This is a genomic window from Pseudomonas moraviensis subsp. stanleyae (assembly GCF_036283065.1).
Lineage (GTDB): Bacteria > Pseudomonadota > Gammaproteobacteria > Pseudomonadales > Pseudomonadaceae > Aquipseudomonas > Aquipseudomonas stanleyae.
On sequence record NZ_JAADJI010000003.1, the window covers coordinates 257,442 to 271,090 of the forward strand.

The following is a 13,649-nucleotide window of genomic DNA, read 5'->3' on the forward strand; positions in this document are numbered from 1 at the left end:
GAGCTACTCAATTGGTGTCGGATCGGTATGAGAACGACAGCGGGACGGTGTAAGTTGAATCGCCAGTTATGCCTGGACCGACGTCTACAGGCGTCATCGTCGTCACTACGAAACCATTCTTCACGTCGCGCGCATAAAGCGGAAATAACTCGATGATTTCGGCAGCGATGGGGTTGGTTTTTGCTTTACCGGTGCCGGCCGGGCAAATAATGCTGACCTGAAATACGCCGGTATACAGCCGGTGATCTCCGCCGAGCGTGTTGCTGGCCGTGTCGCCCGGGATAGTGAACGCCCGCAGGTAAGTCTCACCGGCCGCCGGCGTATAGGCCATGTTCTCAAAAACGATTTTCAGCTTCTCCGGCCTGGCAGCGTTCCAGGCGATCAGCTTTGCCTCGTAGATCGAGGCGATGATTGCATGACTCATACCTGGTTGTTCCTGATGGCCTCCAACACGATTTGCTGGAAGCGAGCCACGGTTACCCGAACCATGCCGCCGGGGGCCTGGGTCGAATGGCCGAACTCCAGCGGAATCGCATAGGGCAAATTGTTGATGATGTAGGCCATCTGGCCAGCGGTGAAATCACTCATTGCTGCGACCAGCGCGGCGGTAGTTTCGGCGCCGCTCGGGTCAACCTCGTCGAAGGTGACGCTTTCGACCACACCGAGGGAAATATGCCAGTTCGCACGGAACCGGCCGCCGACGTAGCCTTCTGGCGCCTTGATGTCCATGCCGTCGTTGAGCTTGCGGCCTTTCTTGAGCCTGCCGCCCTTGGTCAGATTGGCCGAGTCGCTGCGCAGAGCAGTGTTGTGTTCGTCGACCGCCTTGTTGTACTCGGTTGCGACTGCGTTCTGCGCCCAGATCTCCGGATGGCCCACGGGAGACATGCGAATCAGGCTGCTACCGACCTCGATGATTATCTCGCGCACACTGGCGTCGATCGCTTCGCTGGTCTGGGCTGCGAACTCCGCCAGGCTCAGGGCGAAGCTGCCGGATTGGGCGGCCATGTCATTTCCTCAGTTGTGCTGTCCACGTCGCGTCAGCAGGATCGGCAGACACATTCATCACGCGCATACCGTTGACGATATCGCCGATGGCTGGCGCAGCCGGTACCGCCGTCGGCATGCCGTCCTCTGACACGAACAGCTCGTTTTGCAGCGCCAGCAGCTTCTTGTCAGTGGTCTGGATCAGTGAGCCATCGATTTCCTTGGACAGGTAGCTGCCCAAAACACCGCGCCCCATGTACGTGACGGTTGTTTCCGGCGCCTCGCCGCCCAGGTCGGGGTCATACTCGCCGGAAACCTTGCGCATACCCGCTACCGGCTGGACCGCGTCGGCCAAGCCGTCGGGATCATCGAACGCTTCAGCCATCTCAGCCTGAATCTCTTCGCGCATACTCATGATCAGATCCTTTTCAGCATCATCACGCCGGAGCGCTTGATCCAAGGTTCCAGTAGCGCCAAGGCGAAGTTCACACCCGCCGACTGATCAGTAGATCCGGCCACGTAGGTCTTGCTCACGGACGTGCCGGACTGAGCCGAAACGGTTTTGCTCTGCACTTCCTTCTGCGTGGCCATGTACAACTTGCCCGCCGCCGCTTCTTTGGCGACCTGGGCGCCGGCTGTTTTGATCTCGATCGGAACCGGATCGGAAACGACCCGCTTGATCTTGGCCGTGAGCCAGGCGTTAGCCATGGTCACAGCAAGGACCGGATCACCGGTGCCGGCCCAGCCAGGACCCAGCGAAGCGTCAACATCGGCAACGGTGATGAAGTCGGTCATGTGCGCGTCCTTATTCCTTCGGCACCAAGGCCTGGAGGTCTTCTTTCAGTGCGTTGGATTCGAAGGCGATGCCTTTACTGGTGAGCCACTCTTTCAGCTCCGGCACCTTCATTTTCAGAGGGTCGGTTTCAGCATTTTCAGGCTCCTTGCCGTCCGAAACGTTGATGCCCGCCGCTTCGTATGCATCGTAAATTTCAGGCGCATCACCCTCGATGACCACCTCAGCGGCAGTGCCAATGACGCCGAAGAATTCGCTCAGCAGGCGGTAGCACACGCCGCGCTCTTTGCCCGGTTTGTCCGTGTAGATAACTTTCATGAGTCACCTCAATGCAGCCCGGCGCCCTTGCGGACGCCGGAGTAAGTGAAAGCCGGATTACGGCGTAGTGGTACCGCTGATGACGGCGGCAAATGGGACCTGTTTGCGGCTGAACACGCGCTCCCAGTTCGCAGCAGCGGCATACTGGGTCGCGGTCGGGCTTAGGTTCTGAGCTTCGGAGCCTTTCCAGCTGAAGCCGGCAGGCTGGAGAATGTAGGTCTTCCGCTCCCACAGCACCTCAGCACCACCGCCATTACCGCCGCCCGGTTTGCGCTCGATCTCCACCGGCACCTTCGGCGTGCCTTCGCCGTAGCCGAATGCGCCTTGGCCGAAGAACACCGACAGATATTTGCCGGCGCCGTATACCAAGCCATCGTCCATGAACACCGGCTTACCCAGGTAGGTCGCCAGAATGATTTTGCCATCGGAGTCGCGCAGATACTCGATGAGGTCCTGCTTGACCATCTGGTTCATCACCACAGAGTGCACGCCGATCGCGCCGAACTGGTCGGCCGCATCGCCGGCAGTGAAAGCGGCATCCTGAAACGCGTTCGCGCTGATGGCCGCGCCGGCGTCGATCACCATGTCACCGCCGTTGTTGGCAATGTTCGAGGCGATGATGCCGCGCGCTGCACCGAGAGCGTAACGCTGCCACTGGCGAGTCCAGTAGGTGCCGAAGCGGTTACGGATCTGCTGCTGAGGCTCGCTGTTCGCGAGTTCGGCGGTCAGGTCGGCTACGCCATAACCTTTGTTGAGGTACAGGACGCGAGCACGCATGCTGTCCTGAGTGACTTTGCCGACTTCGCCCTGGTCGTTCGGGTCATCGTTGCTGATGTTCGGGGCTTCATCAGCATTGAGATCCTGCCAGTAGCTGATCTCGGCGGTGCCTTGGCTGCCGGAAGCGATAGCGTCCAGGACAGGCGAGCGGGTAACGATGCCCGACTCGTAGACAGCGGTTTTTTCCGGGCTGTTTACCGGCTCCAGCGAGGCGTAGTAGTCACCGACGAAGATGTCGGTCAGTTGGGTAGTTGCCATGAATTAGGTTCCTTTGGTGGCCTGGATTTTCTTGAACAGCTCGGGGTTGTCACGGGCGATCGCAGCGCGTTCGGTTTCCGTGTACTCGCCCCATTTTTTCGTGGCCTTGCCACCTTGATCGCCGGTCGGTCCGGCACCCTGAGCCCTTGGCCACAGGTGTGTTGCTGTTTCACGCAGCGACTCCGCCCATTCGAGCGGCGACAGCGGAGTTTTCCCGTCCTTTCCGTAAACGACCTCGCCGTCACGGTCGGTGGCGATCGCCTCACCGTCTTCACTGAGTTTGAAAGTACCCCGGGCGCGCAAGATGATGTCTTCGGCAGCCTCGGGTAGCGCGCCGGCCTTGATGGCAGCAGCGCGGATGGAATCGGCCAGCACCTTGTCGCTGTACTTGGCAGCGAATTGCTCAGCCTTGTCGGCTCGAGCCTTCTCGGCTGCCAGCTTGGTGTCGTAGTCGGTGCGCAGGCGCTCGGTACGGCGTGTAATAACTTCGTCCAGCTTGCCCTCGGCAATCAGCTTGGTTTCCTCGTCCTGACCGACCTTGGTCAGCAGTCCTTTCACGGCTGCGATATCCAAACCTTCGAACTGGGACTTGAAACCGTCCAGCTCAGTTTTGGTGGTCCGGAGCGAGCCAAGCAGCTCGGTGTTTTTGTTCTTGAGGCCCAACGTTGCAGCCTCAACAGCTGCAGCAATGGCGGTCTGAACTGCCGGGTCTTCAAGATCAATCTGGTTGTCGTCTGCCACTTGGTGCACCCCTTGGGTTTGGTCGGCCCGCTTTGCAGGCATAAAAAAACCCCGGCATGGCCGAGGTCTTGTGATGGTCTTCTACTGGGTCGTTCTATAGCGAACCCGTTGACGGCGATTCAGTCCAATCTTGATAACTTTAATCGCGTGGTTTGTTCAAGGCTTCCTCTAGCATCTGCCGGAGCTCACGCCGATTGGCTTCGTACTTTCTAATTTCCTCCTGACGCTTAGACCTTTCTTCTCGAGAAACAATCGAGAACATCTCAGAAACCAAGCCATCTGGTAATTGATGGCGCTCGTCATCTTGTGCGGTGCTTATTAGTAACTCTGCTCCTCTAGAGGAAGCCTTCGCAAGCGTGTCGAAAAACTGCTCGTTATAGCCGCCATCGCCATCTGATGGCGTAATACCTGAGTCGGAAAGCTCCCTTATTAAAGGACCCGCTATAGCTCGTGAAAACTGCGTAAAGCGACTTTCACTGAAATCAATCAAAATTAGAGCATCACCACGTTCCAGTTTTTTTGGTAATGCAGAGCTCTGTGGAAACCAAGGCGCGAGATCAATCTCTCGAACCCCATCGTAGCTCAACGATGCATCCAAAACCGTCACTGGAACTAGCCCTTCAGAAACAATTCTGACCGACCAGGCGTTCTCTTTGTATTCCTGATAAATCTTGGTTCTGGGACGCTCTTTTTCGGCTTGTTTTTTTGACTGACTGAGCGCGACCCATACGGCAGCAATAGTACCTGCAGCAGCAAACCAATCGCCCAGGCTTCCCCAGTTCGGAACAAATTTCATGGTTGATTGCGGGTTAAGCTTCAAGCCAGCCGTAAGTCCGAGCAAAGCACAAATCACGCATACCACAACCCCTACTGCTAGCTTCCAATTCATACAGCCTCCATTTGAATTAGAGGCTTATATCAAATAGCCAGCACATATCACCAGAGTTTTAACTCACTAAACTCAGCCCACGCATCACTAAGTAATCGGCGAACTGTGTCCTGCTGGGCGCATAAGGCGGCGGTCGCATGCGCAGGCCTGGCGTATCTCGGTTGAGCCGCGTGCGCCGCCCATTTGGCTCTGTGCAATGCGTCGGCTCTTCGATCCGGACGCCCTGCTCGTCGGCATACAGCTCTACAGCCAGCCGCACCTGCCCCCATTCAATCTCAAAGGGCACGAACGTTTCGGAAAGCATCTGGTATTCAATCTTGCAGTCACGCCGAGGCCAGGCCATAGCCTGCTTGGGATTGGCCTTGTTGCCTTTCCACTGGCGAGCGTTGATATCGGTTGCAGCGCGCAGCAGCAGCTCGACCTGCTCGGCCTCTGCTTCAGGTATCCGGAACCCGTAGTAGTCGCGGTAGAAGGTCAGCTTCTCCAGCGGCACGAAGCTATTTGCGTCCGGTCTGCCCTTTCCGTCTTCAACAATGATATGCATCGGCTTTCTCAACCCGGTGGAGCGCCGAGTGTAACGCCTGCACGGATGAACATGTCCGGCTCAGCGGCTTTCAGTTGCGCCAGCGTCAGCGGCTTGAACGACTTGTCGAGCTGAAGCTTGGCGAACTTCTCCGGAGTCAGTCCTCCATCACGGAACAACTTGGCCCGCACCGGGCCGAGCGCATGATCTTGGAAACTCGCCGGCTGCGTTGCCAGCCACTCGTAATAGTTCAGGCTGGCATCGACCTGCGCCCCGCCATTGTCGCCCACCGAAGCACGCGTGGCGTCCTTGGCGAACATCTCGGAAAGCCGGGTCGTCGGTACGGTGGTTGACCGGCAGTTAATGTGCGCCGGCGGCAGCGGCCCTTTGCCCAGGTCAAAGCGCATGCCATCCAGGCCCTTGCACTGCTGCGAGGTCTTGCGGTCGAGCGTCGAAACCCAGCGATAGCCGAGTACCACGTCGCTGTTGGCTTTCAGCGTCTCCATTCGCGACGTCGTGGCCACATGCTGTATTGCGGTCTGCACCACGGATGCGGCGTTGCGGTTGCTCACCGCCAAGACACCGTCCGTGAAGTTTTGAGCTGCTGTGCCGCGAATCGCCTGAATAATCTGCGCGTTCGTTTGACCCTGACCGAAGCCGAGGCGAATGGTGTTGGTGACGCGCATTGTCTCCGTGCGCGTCCAGCCACTGACGAAATGCTTCAGCAGCTTGCCGCCGTCGATGCCTTTCACCTGTAGCGGATAGGAAAACACCGCCGCGCGGATCACTGTGTTGCTCGGCACCACCGCATCGATGGACAGCGCACTGCTCAGGCTATTGGCCTCGAAGGTCGACTCGTACAGAGCGATATCGACCAGATCGGCCTGCACCAGATCACCGTAGGCCTTGTAGATCTCGAGCAGCTTGCCATCCACTCGGGCCAGGAACTGCTCAAGGCGGTCCCGGCTGTAGGTAGTCAGCTCCCTGCGTGTCAACTGCACCCGCACAAGCGTGTCGATCTGGCGCAGGTACTTCTCGAACTTCTTGACCTCGCCGGCTTTAAGCCGCTCCAGCATTACCGAGTGGCGCGTTGTCTGCTCCAGCAGTTGGCTGTCCGCCTGCGCCAGGTTTGTCGATGGCATAGTCTTTATCCAGGTTGATGCCGGCCGACTCGCGCTCATCGCTGATCAGGTCGGCTTCGTCTTCGTATGGGCGATCCGGCAGCTTGCCGGTGGTGAGGTACTGCCAGTAGGTGTCGGCGCTGATCGTGCCGGCCATCACTCCCTTGAGCAGCTCCGCAAGCACCTGGGCATCGACCACTGGCGTCACAAATTCAGGGCTCACCTTGAACTTGACCTGCTTGGGGTCGTAGCCCTTCCACTCAGCGGCGTAGCGCAGCGCCTGTTCCACTGCCTCTGCCACCGTCACGACAATGCTGTGCAACGTGGCGTGCTGGTCGTTCTGACGTGTTTTACGCGCCTCGCCCGACTCGGTACCGTCGACATCCATGACCTTGGCACCCGCTTCAAGCGCGGCGTTCTTCTGGTCGTCCATTGCCTTGCGGACGGCCTCAATCCCAGCGCCTTGAAACTCCAGATAGCCACATTTTCCGTCTCGACCGAGGTCCCATGCAGCAGATGGCCCGGTCACACTTAGCTCTACGGAGTCGTCTAGGCCAGACACCCATGGTTGCGGGTGACTGGTCTGGTGTAGCGCAGTGAAATAGTCAGCGCTCAACTGGTAGGACTTGAGCGCGGCGCGCGCCATTGTGAGCAGCGGCACCTCGTCCACTTCCGGCGAGTTGTCGGTCGAGCCGCAGTAGATCACCGGCAGGTATGACAGGCCTTTGACCAGTCGGTTGTCGGTGCCAGTGGTGCCTAGGGGCTTCTCCTCCTCGACGATCTCGCCACCTTCGTTCCGCACAGCGGTGTAACAGGTCTCGCCTTGCATGAAGAACTCACGGAACACCGTGTCGCAGTCATGGCTGTAGCGGTCGCGGCCCTTCTTGCGGAACTCCCGGAAAACCGAAAGGACCAGGTCTTGGCGGCCGCCTTGATCAGCCGTGTCCCAGTTGATCGCGTTGCGCGTGGCGTACGTTGAGAAGTACGGCTCGCCGCGATCATCGATGTTTACCACCAGCGGAACACGACCATGGGAGATAGCCTGCCGCACCATGCGGAAAAACAGTTGCTTCAGGCCGAAGCCGTCAGAAGTGGCATTGTCCTCGATCCCCTTCAGGCCGGCGGGCAGCTCAATCTCCGGAATAAGCCGGGAAACCAGCCCCATCATCGATCGCAGCGAGTCGCGCACCCAATGCTCGTACTGAGCGCGGTTTGTGTAGTTCTCGTAGAGGTACTTGTTGCCCGCACTGTCGAGCTTCTCAGCTTCGACCATGCCACTCGGCTTGGGCAGGTTGCGCTCGTTACGCTTGACGGCGCACTCACCCTCGAGGGCATCGTCCATCATTTCCCACTCGGCGATGTGCGCGTCGTAGTCGGGGTTTGTCGATTGCACTGGCATCAGGCCAAGCCTCCAATTCGGCGTGTTCCGCCTGTGCGTGTTTTGATCGGGTACCGCTTGGCAATGAAGTAGCCAGGGGCATCCACCAGGTGGTCGTAGCCGGCCTTCTTATCGGGCTCGCCCTTGTCGGTGTAAATCTGGCGCTCCAGGCACTGCGTGTATTTCGGACACTGGTCGACGTTGACCAGATATCGATGCTCGCCGTAGGTATTGGCGAACATCGCGCACATGGCGTTGACCCGATCCTTCACAGCGGGGTTGGTCGAATCCACCACTACGGTAAATCCCGCTTTTTTGAGCAGTGACAGGTCAGATTCGCTCGCGCTCTTACTGCTGGTGTTCTGGCCGCTGGCGTCCGGGTAGATCGCAATGCTGTGGTCTGGAAAGCGGAGCTTGATCTTCTCGATCATCTCAGGCGTGTCCCGCACATCTGAAAACTCGCTGAGGGCCAGTGGCAGGTCATCGCGAATGACGTGCACGACTGCCGCCATCTTCATGACGTTGAAGTCCATGCCGATGTGCAAGGCCTCACCGCGCTTGATGGTTTCGCTGGTGCGGTTCGCCTCACGATTGAACGTGTAGTAGACAACACCTGCGTAATTCTCAAAGCTGGCCTCGTATTCCTGGCGAAAGGTGCGAGGGTCCATCTTGCGGCGCGCCGCATCCAGCTCCTCAGCCGGCACGTTACCGCCATCGAGGGAGGTGTAGAGCCAGCTCTTGTGATCAGGCTCATGCCCCGGCCGGCCGTCTTGGAACGTGTCGTAGCAGTGATTGAATCCCTTGGGTGTGCCGATGCGTAGCGCATGGCCGCCCTTCCGCATGCCGATACCCGGTATCGAGTATTGGCAGGTCGAGAGCATCGGCCGGAGGACTTCTTCCCAAGCTTCCCACGGGCAATCCGCCCATTCATCCACCAGGACGAAGAACAGACCAGAGCCGCGCAGATTGTCGTAGTTGTCGAGCCCTACCACGCGCATCACATGCCCAGATTTGAGCGTGATCGAGCATTCCGTTTCGTTTGGACGGTGTGCCCGCCACGCTTCCGGGATCGCTTGCTTCAGCCGACGCCAGAACACGCGCTTGGCCTGCTTGAACGTCGGCGCGCCGTACCAGATCTCGTCCTCGACGCTCACGCCCCACTCAGCAGCCAGCCGAGCAGCGCGTCGCATCTCGGCTTTGCCCAGGAACGTCTTGCCGAACCGTCGACCACACACCGCATCGCGAAAGCGCGCCTGAGGCTGGAAGCCCCAGCAGTAAATGTTCGCCTGCTTCGGCGTCAGCTTTACCGGCGGGTCATAGGTACGGGGTAGCGGGGACATTTTCATCAGGCTCCAGGGTGTACTCAGCAACGGCGTGCTGCTGGTCCGCTTGGGAGCCCAGAGGTTTTTCAGGTTCGAGCCGACGATTCACGTAAACGTCGCCCACTTCTTTGGCTGCCTGCTCCAACAACTGGGCAGTCAGCGCCATGTTCTTCATGTTCTCGGCCTTCTCGGCCATGCGCCCCAAAGTGCGAAGTCGGTACGCACGGTTCGCGATCGGAATGTCTGTGGTCTCTTCGCGGAATCTCTTGCGGGCCGCGTGGAACAACTCGACCCACTTCGCCCCAAGCCCTCGGCCAGCGAACTTTGTTGGGTCATGGGATTCACACTGCTGCCGACTGAGCTCGATGCCGAACTCTTTCTTGACCGACTCGACTACCTGGGATGGCGTATCAAAGCAGGCTAGAGCCTGAACGATGAAGGCTTTGACCTCGCTTCGTAGTGCTGCCATATGGTTGTCATCCGTCAAAACCTGTCAGAAGTTCAGGCCGACTTGAGCAGACAGGTTCCGCAGGCCCTCGAAATGTTCAATTTCCCCACCTCGGCAGGATTGTTTGCAGCGTCCACCAGCTCTTGCACTTGAGGGCTCGCCCCATAGCGACGCACCACACCGACGAACTCTTCAACGTCGTGTCCGCGCATCTCAAGCTTGGGCAATCCTTCCTGGGTGAACTTGGGTGCGCCGTACTGATCGGTCGCCTGAGCGATGTGGTACAGCTCATGCTCTACCAGTGCGCAGAAGTCAGCGTCCGAGCATTGAGCGCAATAGTCAGCAGCCAGCGTGATGATGTAGGCCGGCACGTCGCCGAACCAATCCAGCATCTGCTGCTCCATTCGAGCCTTCTGCCACCCACCGGCGCGAAACGCTACCTGTTCGGCTTGGCCAACAACCGTGCGCCCTTTCTTCGTGAAGGCTGCAGACGCCCACATGATTCTCACGTCTGCATCGATCAGATGGGCGTGGTCTGGGTTGTGGATTCTGCCGGTGTCGTCCAGGATTTCCTTTTGCAGCCAGTCCCAAACCTCTGGGGCAGGAGTTAGTCGGATGCCAAATTCGCAAAGACCGGACAAACCTAGCAGTGATGCTGATGGATGCGGTCTGCCCATTGTTTTTTCTCTCATAAAATCAGAGCAGCGAGCGTCATTTCAGGTGGACAATCTGGCCGCTCCCAGCTTGTAGACGTAGATCAGCAGAGAGTAGTGTTGCTCGTTTATGTCACGGGGAAAAAGAGTGAACAGCACTACAAAATGGATAATCAGTACGGTTGTAGGGGTTGTAGTTGGAAGTGGAGGCGGCGCATTTGCTTTCCTTCAATATTCGTCGCAGCAATCGCGAGAGATAGGTCGCATTGAGGCTGAGAACAGTTATTTGAGGGATCAAATCGCTCAACTCAAACAAGAAAAAGAAAAGCTCATCGTCGATTTGAAAGATTGGGATTCGGCGTACCGTAAAATTGGCATAGAGTTTTCGAATGCCAGATCAAGGCTAGCTGCTTTGCAAAACGATGAATGTGAAACTATCTGGCTCGAGGTCCTAAGCCTAGAAAACACTGCAAGTAGAGCCGATATCATGGAGTCTAGTTCGGAGCGCAAGCAGGAAATACAGAATCAGATTTCAGAAACTAAAAAAACCCATCAGGTTTGCCTTTCTTCCCGAAAATAAAGCTCGAAGCAGGAGTTTCACCAATGAGGGTCAGGTTTGAAGTACATATGGATAACGGCGTCAAAAACGGAAAATGGACAGGAAAGGTCGTGTACGCCGTTGTAGATATGCAAGATCGCAGTGCACCCAAAACCGTTCTTTCCCACGAAACCGAAGAGGCAGCCCGGCTACATTGTGAGCGCCTTAATAGTACCGTTAGCTAGGTGCCCAGCGAGCGACGCTAAAATGTCGTGACACAATTTGCACTCTCGCGAAACGTGTCGCGACCTACTTGCTCTTCTGTGCAGCAGCGTATGCAGCCTCACACGCAAAGCCAGCTATTCGGCTTCGATCAAGCGCTTCTGCCAGTCTTCCCGCCTCTTCGTCAGCGCTTCTACGCAGGTCGGCGAGCAGAACGGCAAGGTCGGCTCTTGCCTGGCTTCCGCTGGCAACCTCGGCAGCACAAGACTTTCGCTTGGCGAGGAGATCGGTGATTTGCTGCTGCAGGCTGCGAGCCCGGTTATCAGCAACAACAACGGCGGCCGAAACATGCTCAGTCTTGGCTTTCGCATCGTCGGAGACTCGGTTGATATCATTGGTGATCTCGCGCTGAATGCGGAGCGTGTTGGTGAGCGAATCCACCCGGGCGTTGGCGGTATCGAACTGGGCGGTAATTGCTGCGCGATCGTCCTTCACGCTATCCAGTCGCAGTGACAGATAACCGACGGCTGCGAGCGCTGCCAGCACCACCCACAACCATGCAGGGACCAACTTCAGCAAGGCGCTCATGGCGTCTGCCGTTCGACGGCTTCGTTGACCTTCTCCGCCGCCTTGCTCGCGGTGTCAGCGGCCTGGACGACTGAGTGCGAGGCCTCTTGCACCTTCACTGCGGCGTCTTGTGTCTTCTCGGCGAGGCTATTCAGCCGGACGTCACGCTTACCCAGTGCAGCGTCATAAGCGCGGCGCACTTCGGTGAGCTGCTTGGTGTGCTCACTGCTTGCGGACCAGACGCCGGCTTGGTAGCCGAGAATCAGGCCGCCGGCGAGCAGCAGCGCGGCGATCACCCACACCTCTGCCCGACGCCACCAGCGGCGAGCAATGAATTCCATAGCGCATCTGTCCATCAGTTGATGCCTCCCAGCTTGGTACGCAGTCGGGCGATCTCTTCGCTCTGCGAGGTAACCGTGGCGGTGAGCTGTGCGACTTGACTGGTGAGGGCTTCGATCTTCCCCTCCATCCGCCCTACTGCTGCGGCAAGCTCGTTGCGTTCTTTGGCGAACTGGTCAGCGCGGGCTTCAGCTTCCTTCCGCGCAACACGCTCGGAGTCCAGAAGCTCATTCAGCCGGCGAAGCGTGAAGATGTCGGCGTTATCCATCGCCCTGTCAGCAGCATCCTTCGAGAGGAATTTACGCAGCCAAAGGAAGCCGGCCAGCAACACGGTTCCCGTACCGCCCAGCCAGGTAGCTGTGCCTGGGCCGAGGTCAGTAGGATCCATCGCAACTCCATCATGAAAAGCTGACCTATCAGGTCAGGGCGAATAGGTCGGCGTCCGCTGCACTCCCAGCTCGGGGCAATGGGTGTGGGGAGCCGAAAACTAAAAAGCCCCGGCAAATGCCGAGGCTCAAAGAAGTGTTTAAAGCAAAAATCCCGACTCAACGGTCGGGACTTCTAAAACTCAATCGACTTGCAACAGGGCTTCCTGAATCGACTTGATATCAATTGGCACATCACCATGCTCAAATTTGACGAGGACTTCCCTACGGCAAAGCGCCTGATACAGCTCCTCTCCGAAGGCGGTGCGCTCCATAGCGCCTAAAATCGCAATTGCGCCACCTCGCACACCGGCGGGGCGAATTAGATCAGCCTCCTGCATTTCTTCAGCGAACAACTCGGCAGCATCCGAAATCTCATTAAAGCTCTGGTTCAACTCACAACCGGATCTTTTCAAGTCCCAGTAATATGTGGTGCCGATCAGCCCTGGCATGTGGGACTGGTTGCCGCCCGTAGCGCCAGCCAAGAGACGCCTGATTAACTCCCAAACTTCCATGTAAAACTCCGCAGATCGAATACGAAAAACCCAGCTCATTAGCTGGGTTTTATGTGTCAATCCCTAACGCGCAAGATCGACAGGATGGATAAATACTCTCTCACTTTCTCACTCATTGCAATGGCTTTTTGCTAGGCCGCGCAACTTTCGATCAACCCCTCAGCATCAAGCAACTCCTGCGCTACTGTCAGTGCTTCGTTAACCTGATCGTCGAGCGATTTGCGGATCGACGAACGCCACCGATAGCGAGTCGACTCAGGCTTGCCGTCGTTGTCCCAGTTGGTGATGTCGTACCAAGCCGCAGGCAAAACCGCGGAGGAGCGTTTCCCCTCGGCGCCACCAACCTGCGGAATTGCCCAGGTCAGCACTGCGCACTCACGGAACCGTTGCGGTGCCGGCGATTTCACAGAACTCAGCAGCTCGAGGATCGCGCCGTGCTTGCGCTCTTCGTGCGTAGAGTACTTCGCTACCAGCGCGCGCCAGTGCGAAGGCGTGAGCGACTTGTGCAGACGGCCGAACACCCAGCAGTCTTGGAGCAGCGCGGCTTCTTTGCCAACGATCTCCCCTTTCTGCTTGGCGCACTGCACCCGCGGCTCAAAATCGCAGCCCCCAGCAGAGCTGATTGTCTCAGCGGCCAGCGCGCGGACCACGGCAGAAATCACGTTGCGATAGGTCATGCTGCGGCCCTCCGAGCCAGTTTATGTCCGCACTTTTTGCAGCGATCCCAGTTACCTGGTTCGAACATTGGCATCTTGTCCGTGCTCACAGTGTCGATCCCGCAGAGCGACCGCCAGAAATAAGCGCGACCATGAGCGGTGACGGCTGTGTACGCCCTCTC

Annotated in this window: 20 protein-coding genes; 1 reads left to right on the forward strand and 19 read right to left on the reverse strand. The window is 57.9% G+C overall.

Translation table 11 applies throughout. The features are described from left to right. Window positions 1-7 precede the first annotated feature (7 nt). The 14 genes from GXB78_RS06315 to GXB78_RS06380 all read right to left on the reverse strand — a co-directional run bounded on the left by GXB78_RS06315 (window position 8) and on the right by GXB78_RS06380 (window position 10,229). Window positions 8-424, reverse strand: coding sequence for a phage tail terminator-like protein (locus GXB78_RS06315; protein WP_329514781.1), 417 nt, complete (start codon window positions 422-424; stop codon window positions 8-10). Next, complete coding sequence (locus GXB78_RS06320) at window positions 421-1,005, reverse strand: hypothetical protein (RefSeq protein WP_329514782.1); 585 nt, start codon at window positions 1,003-1,005, stop codon at window positions 421-423. The genes GXB78_RS06315 and GXB78_RS06320 overlap by 4 nt, the downstream gene beginning before the upstream one ends. A gap of 1 nt (window position 1,006) precedes the next feature. Next, window positions 1,007-1,399, reverse strand: coding sequence for a hypothetical protein (locus tag GXB78_RS06325; RefSeq protein WP_329514783.1), 393 nt, complete (start codon window positions 1,397-1,399; stop codon window positions 1,007-1,009). A 2-nt stretch (window positions 1,400-1,401) separates the two neighbouring features. Beyond that, on the reverse strand, window positions 1,402-1,779 hold the full coding sequence (locus GXB78_RS06330) for a hypothetical protein (RefSeq protein ID WP_243242229.1): 378 nt from the start codon (window positions 1,777-1,779) through the stop codon (window positions 1,402-1,404). A gap of 10 nt (window positions 1,780-1,789) precedes the next feature. After that, a complete protein-coding gene (locus GXB78_RS06335) occupies window positions 1,790-2,095 on the reverse strand; it encodes a HeH/LEM domain-containing protein (RefSeq protein ID WP_329514784.1) in 306 nt (101 codons plus the stop codon). A gap of 57 nt (window positions 2,096-2,152) precedes the next feature. Beyond that, window positions 2,153-3,130 carry a major capsid protein gene (locus GXB78_RS06340; RefSeq protein WP_056785404.1) on the reverse strand — a complete coding sequence of 326 codons (978 nt, stop codon included), beginning with the start codon at window positions 3,128-3,130 and terminating at the stop codon, window positions 2,153-2,155. A 3-nt stretch (window positions 3,131-3,133) separates the two neighbouring features. Then, complete coding sequence (locus tag GXB78_RS06345; RefSeq protein WP_329514785.1) at window positions 3,134-3,871, reverse strand: hypothetical protein; 738 nt, start codon at window positions 3,869-3,871, stop codon at window positions 3,134-3,136. Between the two features lie 139 nt (window positions 3,872-4,010). Next, a complete protein-coding gene (locus GXB78_RS06350; RefSeq protein WP_329514786.1) occupies window positions 4,011-4,760 on the reverse strand; it encodes a hypothetical protein in 750 nt (249 codons plus the stop codon). A 58-nt stretch (window positions 4,761-4,818) separates the two neighbouring features. After that, the gene (locus GXB78_RS06355) at window positions 4,819-5,304 is read right to left on the reverse strand and encodes a DnaT-like ssDNA-binding protein (RefSeq protein ID WP_329514787.1); all 486 of its coding nucleotides are present in this window, start codon (window positions 5,302-5,304) and stop codon (window positions 4,819-4,821) included. Window positions 5,305-5,312: 8 nt separating this feature from the next. Beyond that, window positions 5,313-6,425, reverse strand: coding sequence for a minor capsid protein (locus GXB78_RS06360; RefSeq protein ID WP_329514788.1), 1,113 nt, complete (start codon window positions 6,423-6,425; stop codon window positions 5,313-5,315). Then, window positions 6,343-7,803 (reverse strand): DUF4055 domain-containing protein, encoded by a 1,461-nt coding sequence (locus GXB78_RS06365; RefSeq protein WP_329514789.1) that lies wholly within the window; start codon window positions 7,801-7,803, stop codon window positions 6,343-6,345. The genes GXB78_RS06360 and GXB78_RS06365 overlap by 83 nt, the downstream gene beginning before the upstream one ends. Then, window positions 7,803-9,128 carry a phage terminase large subunit family protein gene (locus GXB78_RS06370; RefSeq protein WP_258606331.1) on the reverse strand — a complete coding sequence of 442 codons (1,326 nt, stop codon included), beginning with the start codon at window positions 9,126-9,128 and terminating at the stop codon, window positions 7,803-7,805. Before GXB78_RS06370 ends, GXB78_RS06365 begins: the two co-directional genes overlap by 1 nt. Further along, window positions 9,097-9,573, reverse strand: coding sequence for a DUF2280 domain-containing protein (locus tag GXB78_RS06375; protein ID WP_122597472.1), 477 nt, complete (start codon window positions 9,571-9,573; stop codon window positions 9,097-9,099). Before GXB78_RS06375 ends, GXB78_RS06370 begins: the two co-directional genes overlap by 32 nt. 32 nt (window positions 9,574-9,605) lie before the next feature. Continuing rightward, a complete protein-coding gene (locus tag GXB78_RS06380) occupies window positions 9,606-10,229 on the reverse strand; it encodes a putative metallopeptidase (RefSeq protein ID WP_329514790.1) in 624 nt (207 codons plus the stop codon). A gap of 124 nt (window positions 10,230-10,353) precedes the next feature. On the opposite strand from GXB78_RS06380, the gene GXB78_RS06385 reads away from it, so the two are divergent. Then, window positions 10,354-10,785: a hypothetical protein gene (locus tag GXB78_RS06385; RefSeq protein WP_150648150.1), complete on the forward strand. Its 432-nt coding sequence runs from the start codon at window positions 10,354-10,356 to the stop codon at window positions 10,783-10,785. A 267-nt stretch (window positions 10,786-11,052) separates the two neighbouring features. On the opposite strand, the gene GXB78_RS06390 is transcribed toward GXB78_RS06385, so the two are convergent. The 5 genes from GXB78_RS06390 to GXB78_RS06410 all read right to left on the reverse strand — a co-directional run bounded on the left by GXB78_RS06390 (window position 11,053) and on the right by GXB78_RS06410 (window position 13,488). Then, on the reverse strand, window positions 11,053-11,553 hold the full coding sequence (locus tag GXB78_RS06390) for a DUF2514 domain-containing protein (RefSeq protein ID WP_264365111.1): 501 nt from the start codon (window positions 11,551-11,553) through the stop codon (window positions 11,053-11,055). Beyond that, the gene (locus GXB78_RS06395) at window positions 11,550-11,888 is read right to left on the reverse strand and encodes a hypothetical protein (protein WP_264365110.1); all 339 of its coding nucleotides are present in this window, start codon (window positions 11,886-11,888) and stop codon (window positions 11,550-11,552) included. The genes GXB78_RS06390 and GXB78_RS06395 overlap by 4 nt, the downstream gene beginning before the upstream one ends. Further along, window positions 11,888-12,259: a DUF3450 domain-containing protein gene (locus GXB78_RS06400; protein ID WP_056785377.1), complete on the reverse strand. Its 372-nt coding sequence runs from the start codon at window positions 12,257-12,259 to the stop codon at window positions 11,888-11,890. The genes GXB78_RS06395 and GXB78_RS06400 overlap by 1 nt, the downstream gene beginning before the upstream one ends. A gap of 180 nt (window positions 12,260-12,439) precedes the next feature. After that, window positions 12,440-12,811 (reverse strand): hypothetical protein, encoded by a 372-nt coding sequence (locus tag GXB78_RS06405; protein ID WP_329514791.1) that lies wholly within the window; start codon window positions 12,809-12,811, stop codon window positions 12,440-12,442. Between the two features lie 131 nt (window positions 12,812-12,942). Then, the gene (locus GXB78_RS06410; protein WP_329514792.1) at window positions 12,943-13,488 is read right to left on the reverse strand and encodes a hypothetical protein; all 546 of its coding nucleotides are present in this window, start codon (window positions 13,486-13,488) and stop codon (window positions 12,943-12,945) included. Window positions 13,489-13,649 lie beyond the last annotated feature (161 nt).

Excerpts from the sequence above, each read along its gene's own strand:
- GXB78_RS06365 (WP_329514789.1), bottom strand. The coding sequence starts at position 7,803 with ATGCCAGTGCAATCGACAAACCCCGACTACGACGCGCACATCGCCGAG.
- GXB78_RS06340 (WP_056785404.1), bottom strand. The coding sequence starts at position 3,130 with ATGGCAACTACCCAACTGACCGACATCTTCGTCGGTGACTACTACGCC.
- GXB78_RS06370 (WP_258606331.1), bottom strand. The coding sequence starts at position 9,128 with ATGAAAATGTCCCCGCTACCCCGTACCTATGACCCGCCGGTAAAGCTG.
- GXB78_RS06315 (WP_329514781.1), bottom strand. The coding sequence starts at position 424 with ATGAGTCATGCAATCATCGCCTCGATCTACGAGGCAAAGCTGATCGCC.
- GXB78_RS06330 (WP_243242229.1), bottom strand. The coding sequence starts at position 1,779 with ATGACCGACTTCATCACCGTTGCCGATGTTGACGCTTCGCTGGGTCCT.
- GXB78_RS06405 (WP_329514791.1), bottom strand. The coding sequence starts at position 12,811 with ATGGAAGTTTGGGAGTTAATCAGGCGTCTCTTGGCTGGCGCTACGGGC.
- GXB78_RS06380 (WP_329514790.1), bottom strand. The coding sequence starts at position 10,229 with ATGGGCAGACCGCATCCATCAGCATCACTGCTAGGTTTGTCCGGTCTT.
- GXB78_RS06350 (WP_329514786.1), bottom strand. The coding sequence starts at position 4,760 with ATGAATTGGAAGCTAGCAGTAGGGGTTGTGGTATGCGTGATTTGTGCT.
- GXB78_RS06400 (WP_056785377.1), bottom strand. The coding sequence starts at position 12,259 with ATGGATCCTACTGACCTCGGCCCAGGCACAGCTACCTGGCTGGGCGGT.
- GXB78_RS06375 (WP_122597472.1), bottom strand. The coding sequence starts at position 9,573 with ATGGCAGCACTACGAAGCGAGGTCAAAGCCTTCATCGTTCAGGCTCTA.
- GXB78_RS06325 (WP_329514783.1), bottom strand. The coding sequence starts at position 1,399 with ATGAGTATGCGCGAAGAGATTCAGGCTGAGATGGCTGAAGCGTTCGAT.
- GXB78_RS06355 (WP_329514787.1), bottom strand. The coding sequence starts at position 5,304 with ATGCATATCATTGTTGAAGACGGAAAGGGCAGACCGGACGCAAATAGC.
- GXB78_RS06390 (WP_264365111.1), bottom strand. The coding sequence starts at position 11,553 with ATGAGCGCCTTGCTGAAGTTGGTCCCTGCATGGTTGTGGGTGGTGCTG.
- GXB78_RS06320 (WP_329514782.1), bottom strand. The coding sequence starts at position 1,005 with ATGGCCGCCCAATCCGGCAGCTTCGCCCTGAGCCTGGCGGAGTTCGCA.
- GXB78_RS06395 (WP_264365110.1), bottom strand. The coding sequence starts at position 11,888 with ATGGACAGATGCGCTATGGAATTCATTGCTCGCCGCTGGTGGCGTCGG.
- GXB78_RS06410 (WP_329514792.1), bottom strand. The coding sequence starts at position 13,488 with ATGACCTATCGCAACGTGATTTCTGCCGTGGTCCGCGCGCTGGCCGCT.
- GXB78_RS06360 (WP_329514788.1), bottom strand. The coding sequence starts at position 6,425 with ATGCCATCGACAAACCTGGCGCAGGCGGACAGCCAACTGCTGGAGCAG.
- GXB78_RS06335 (WP_329514784.1), bottom strand. The coding sequence starts at position 2,095 with ATGAAAGTTATCTACACGGACAAACCGGGCAAAGAGCGCGGCGTGTGC.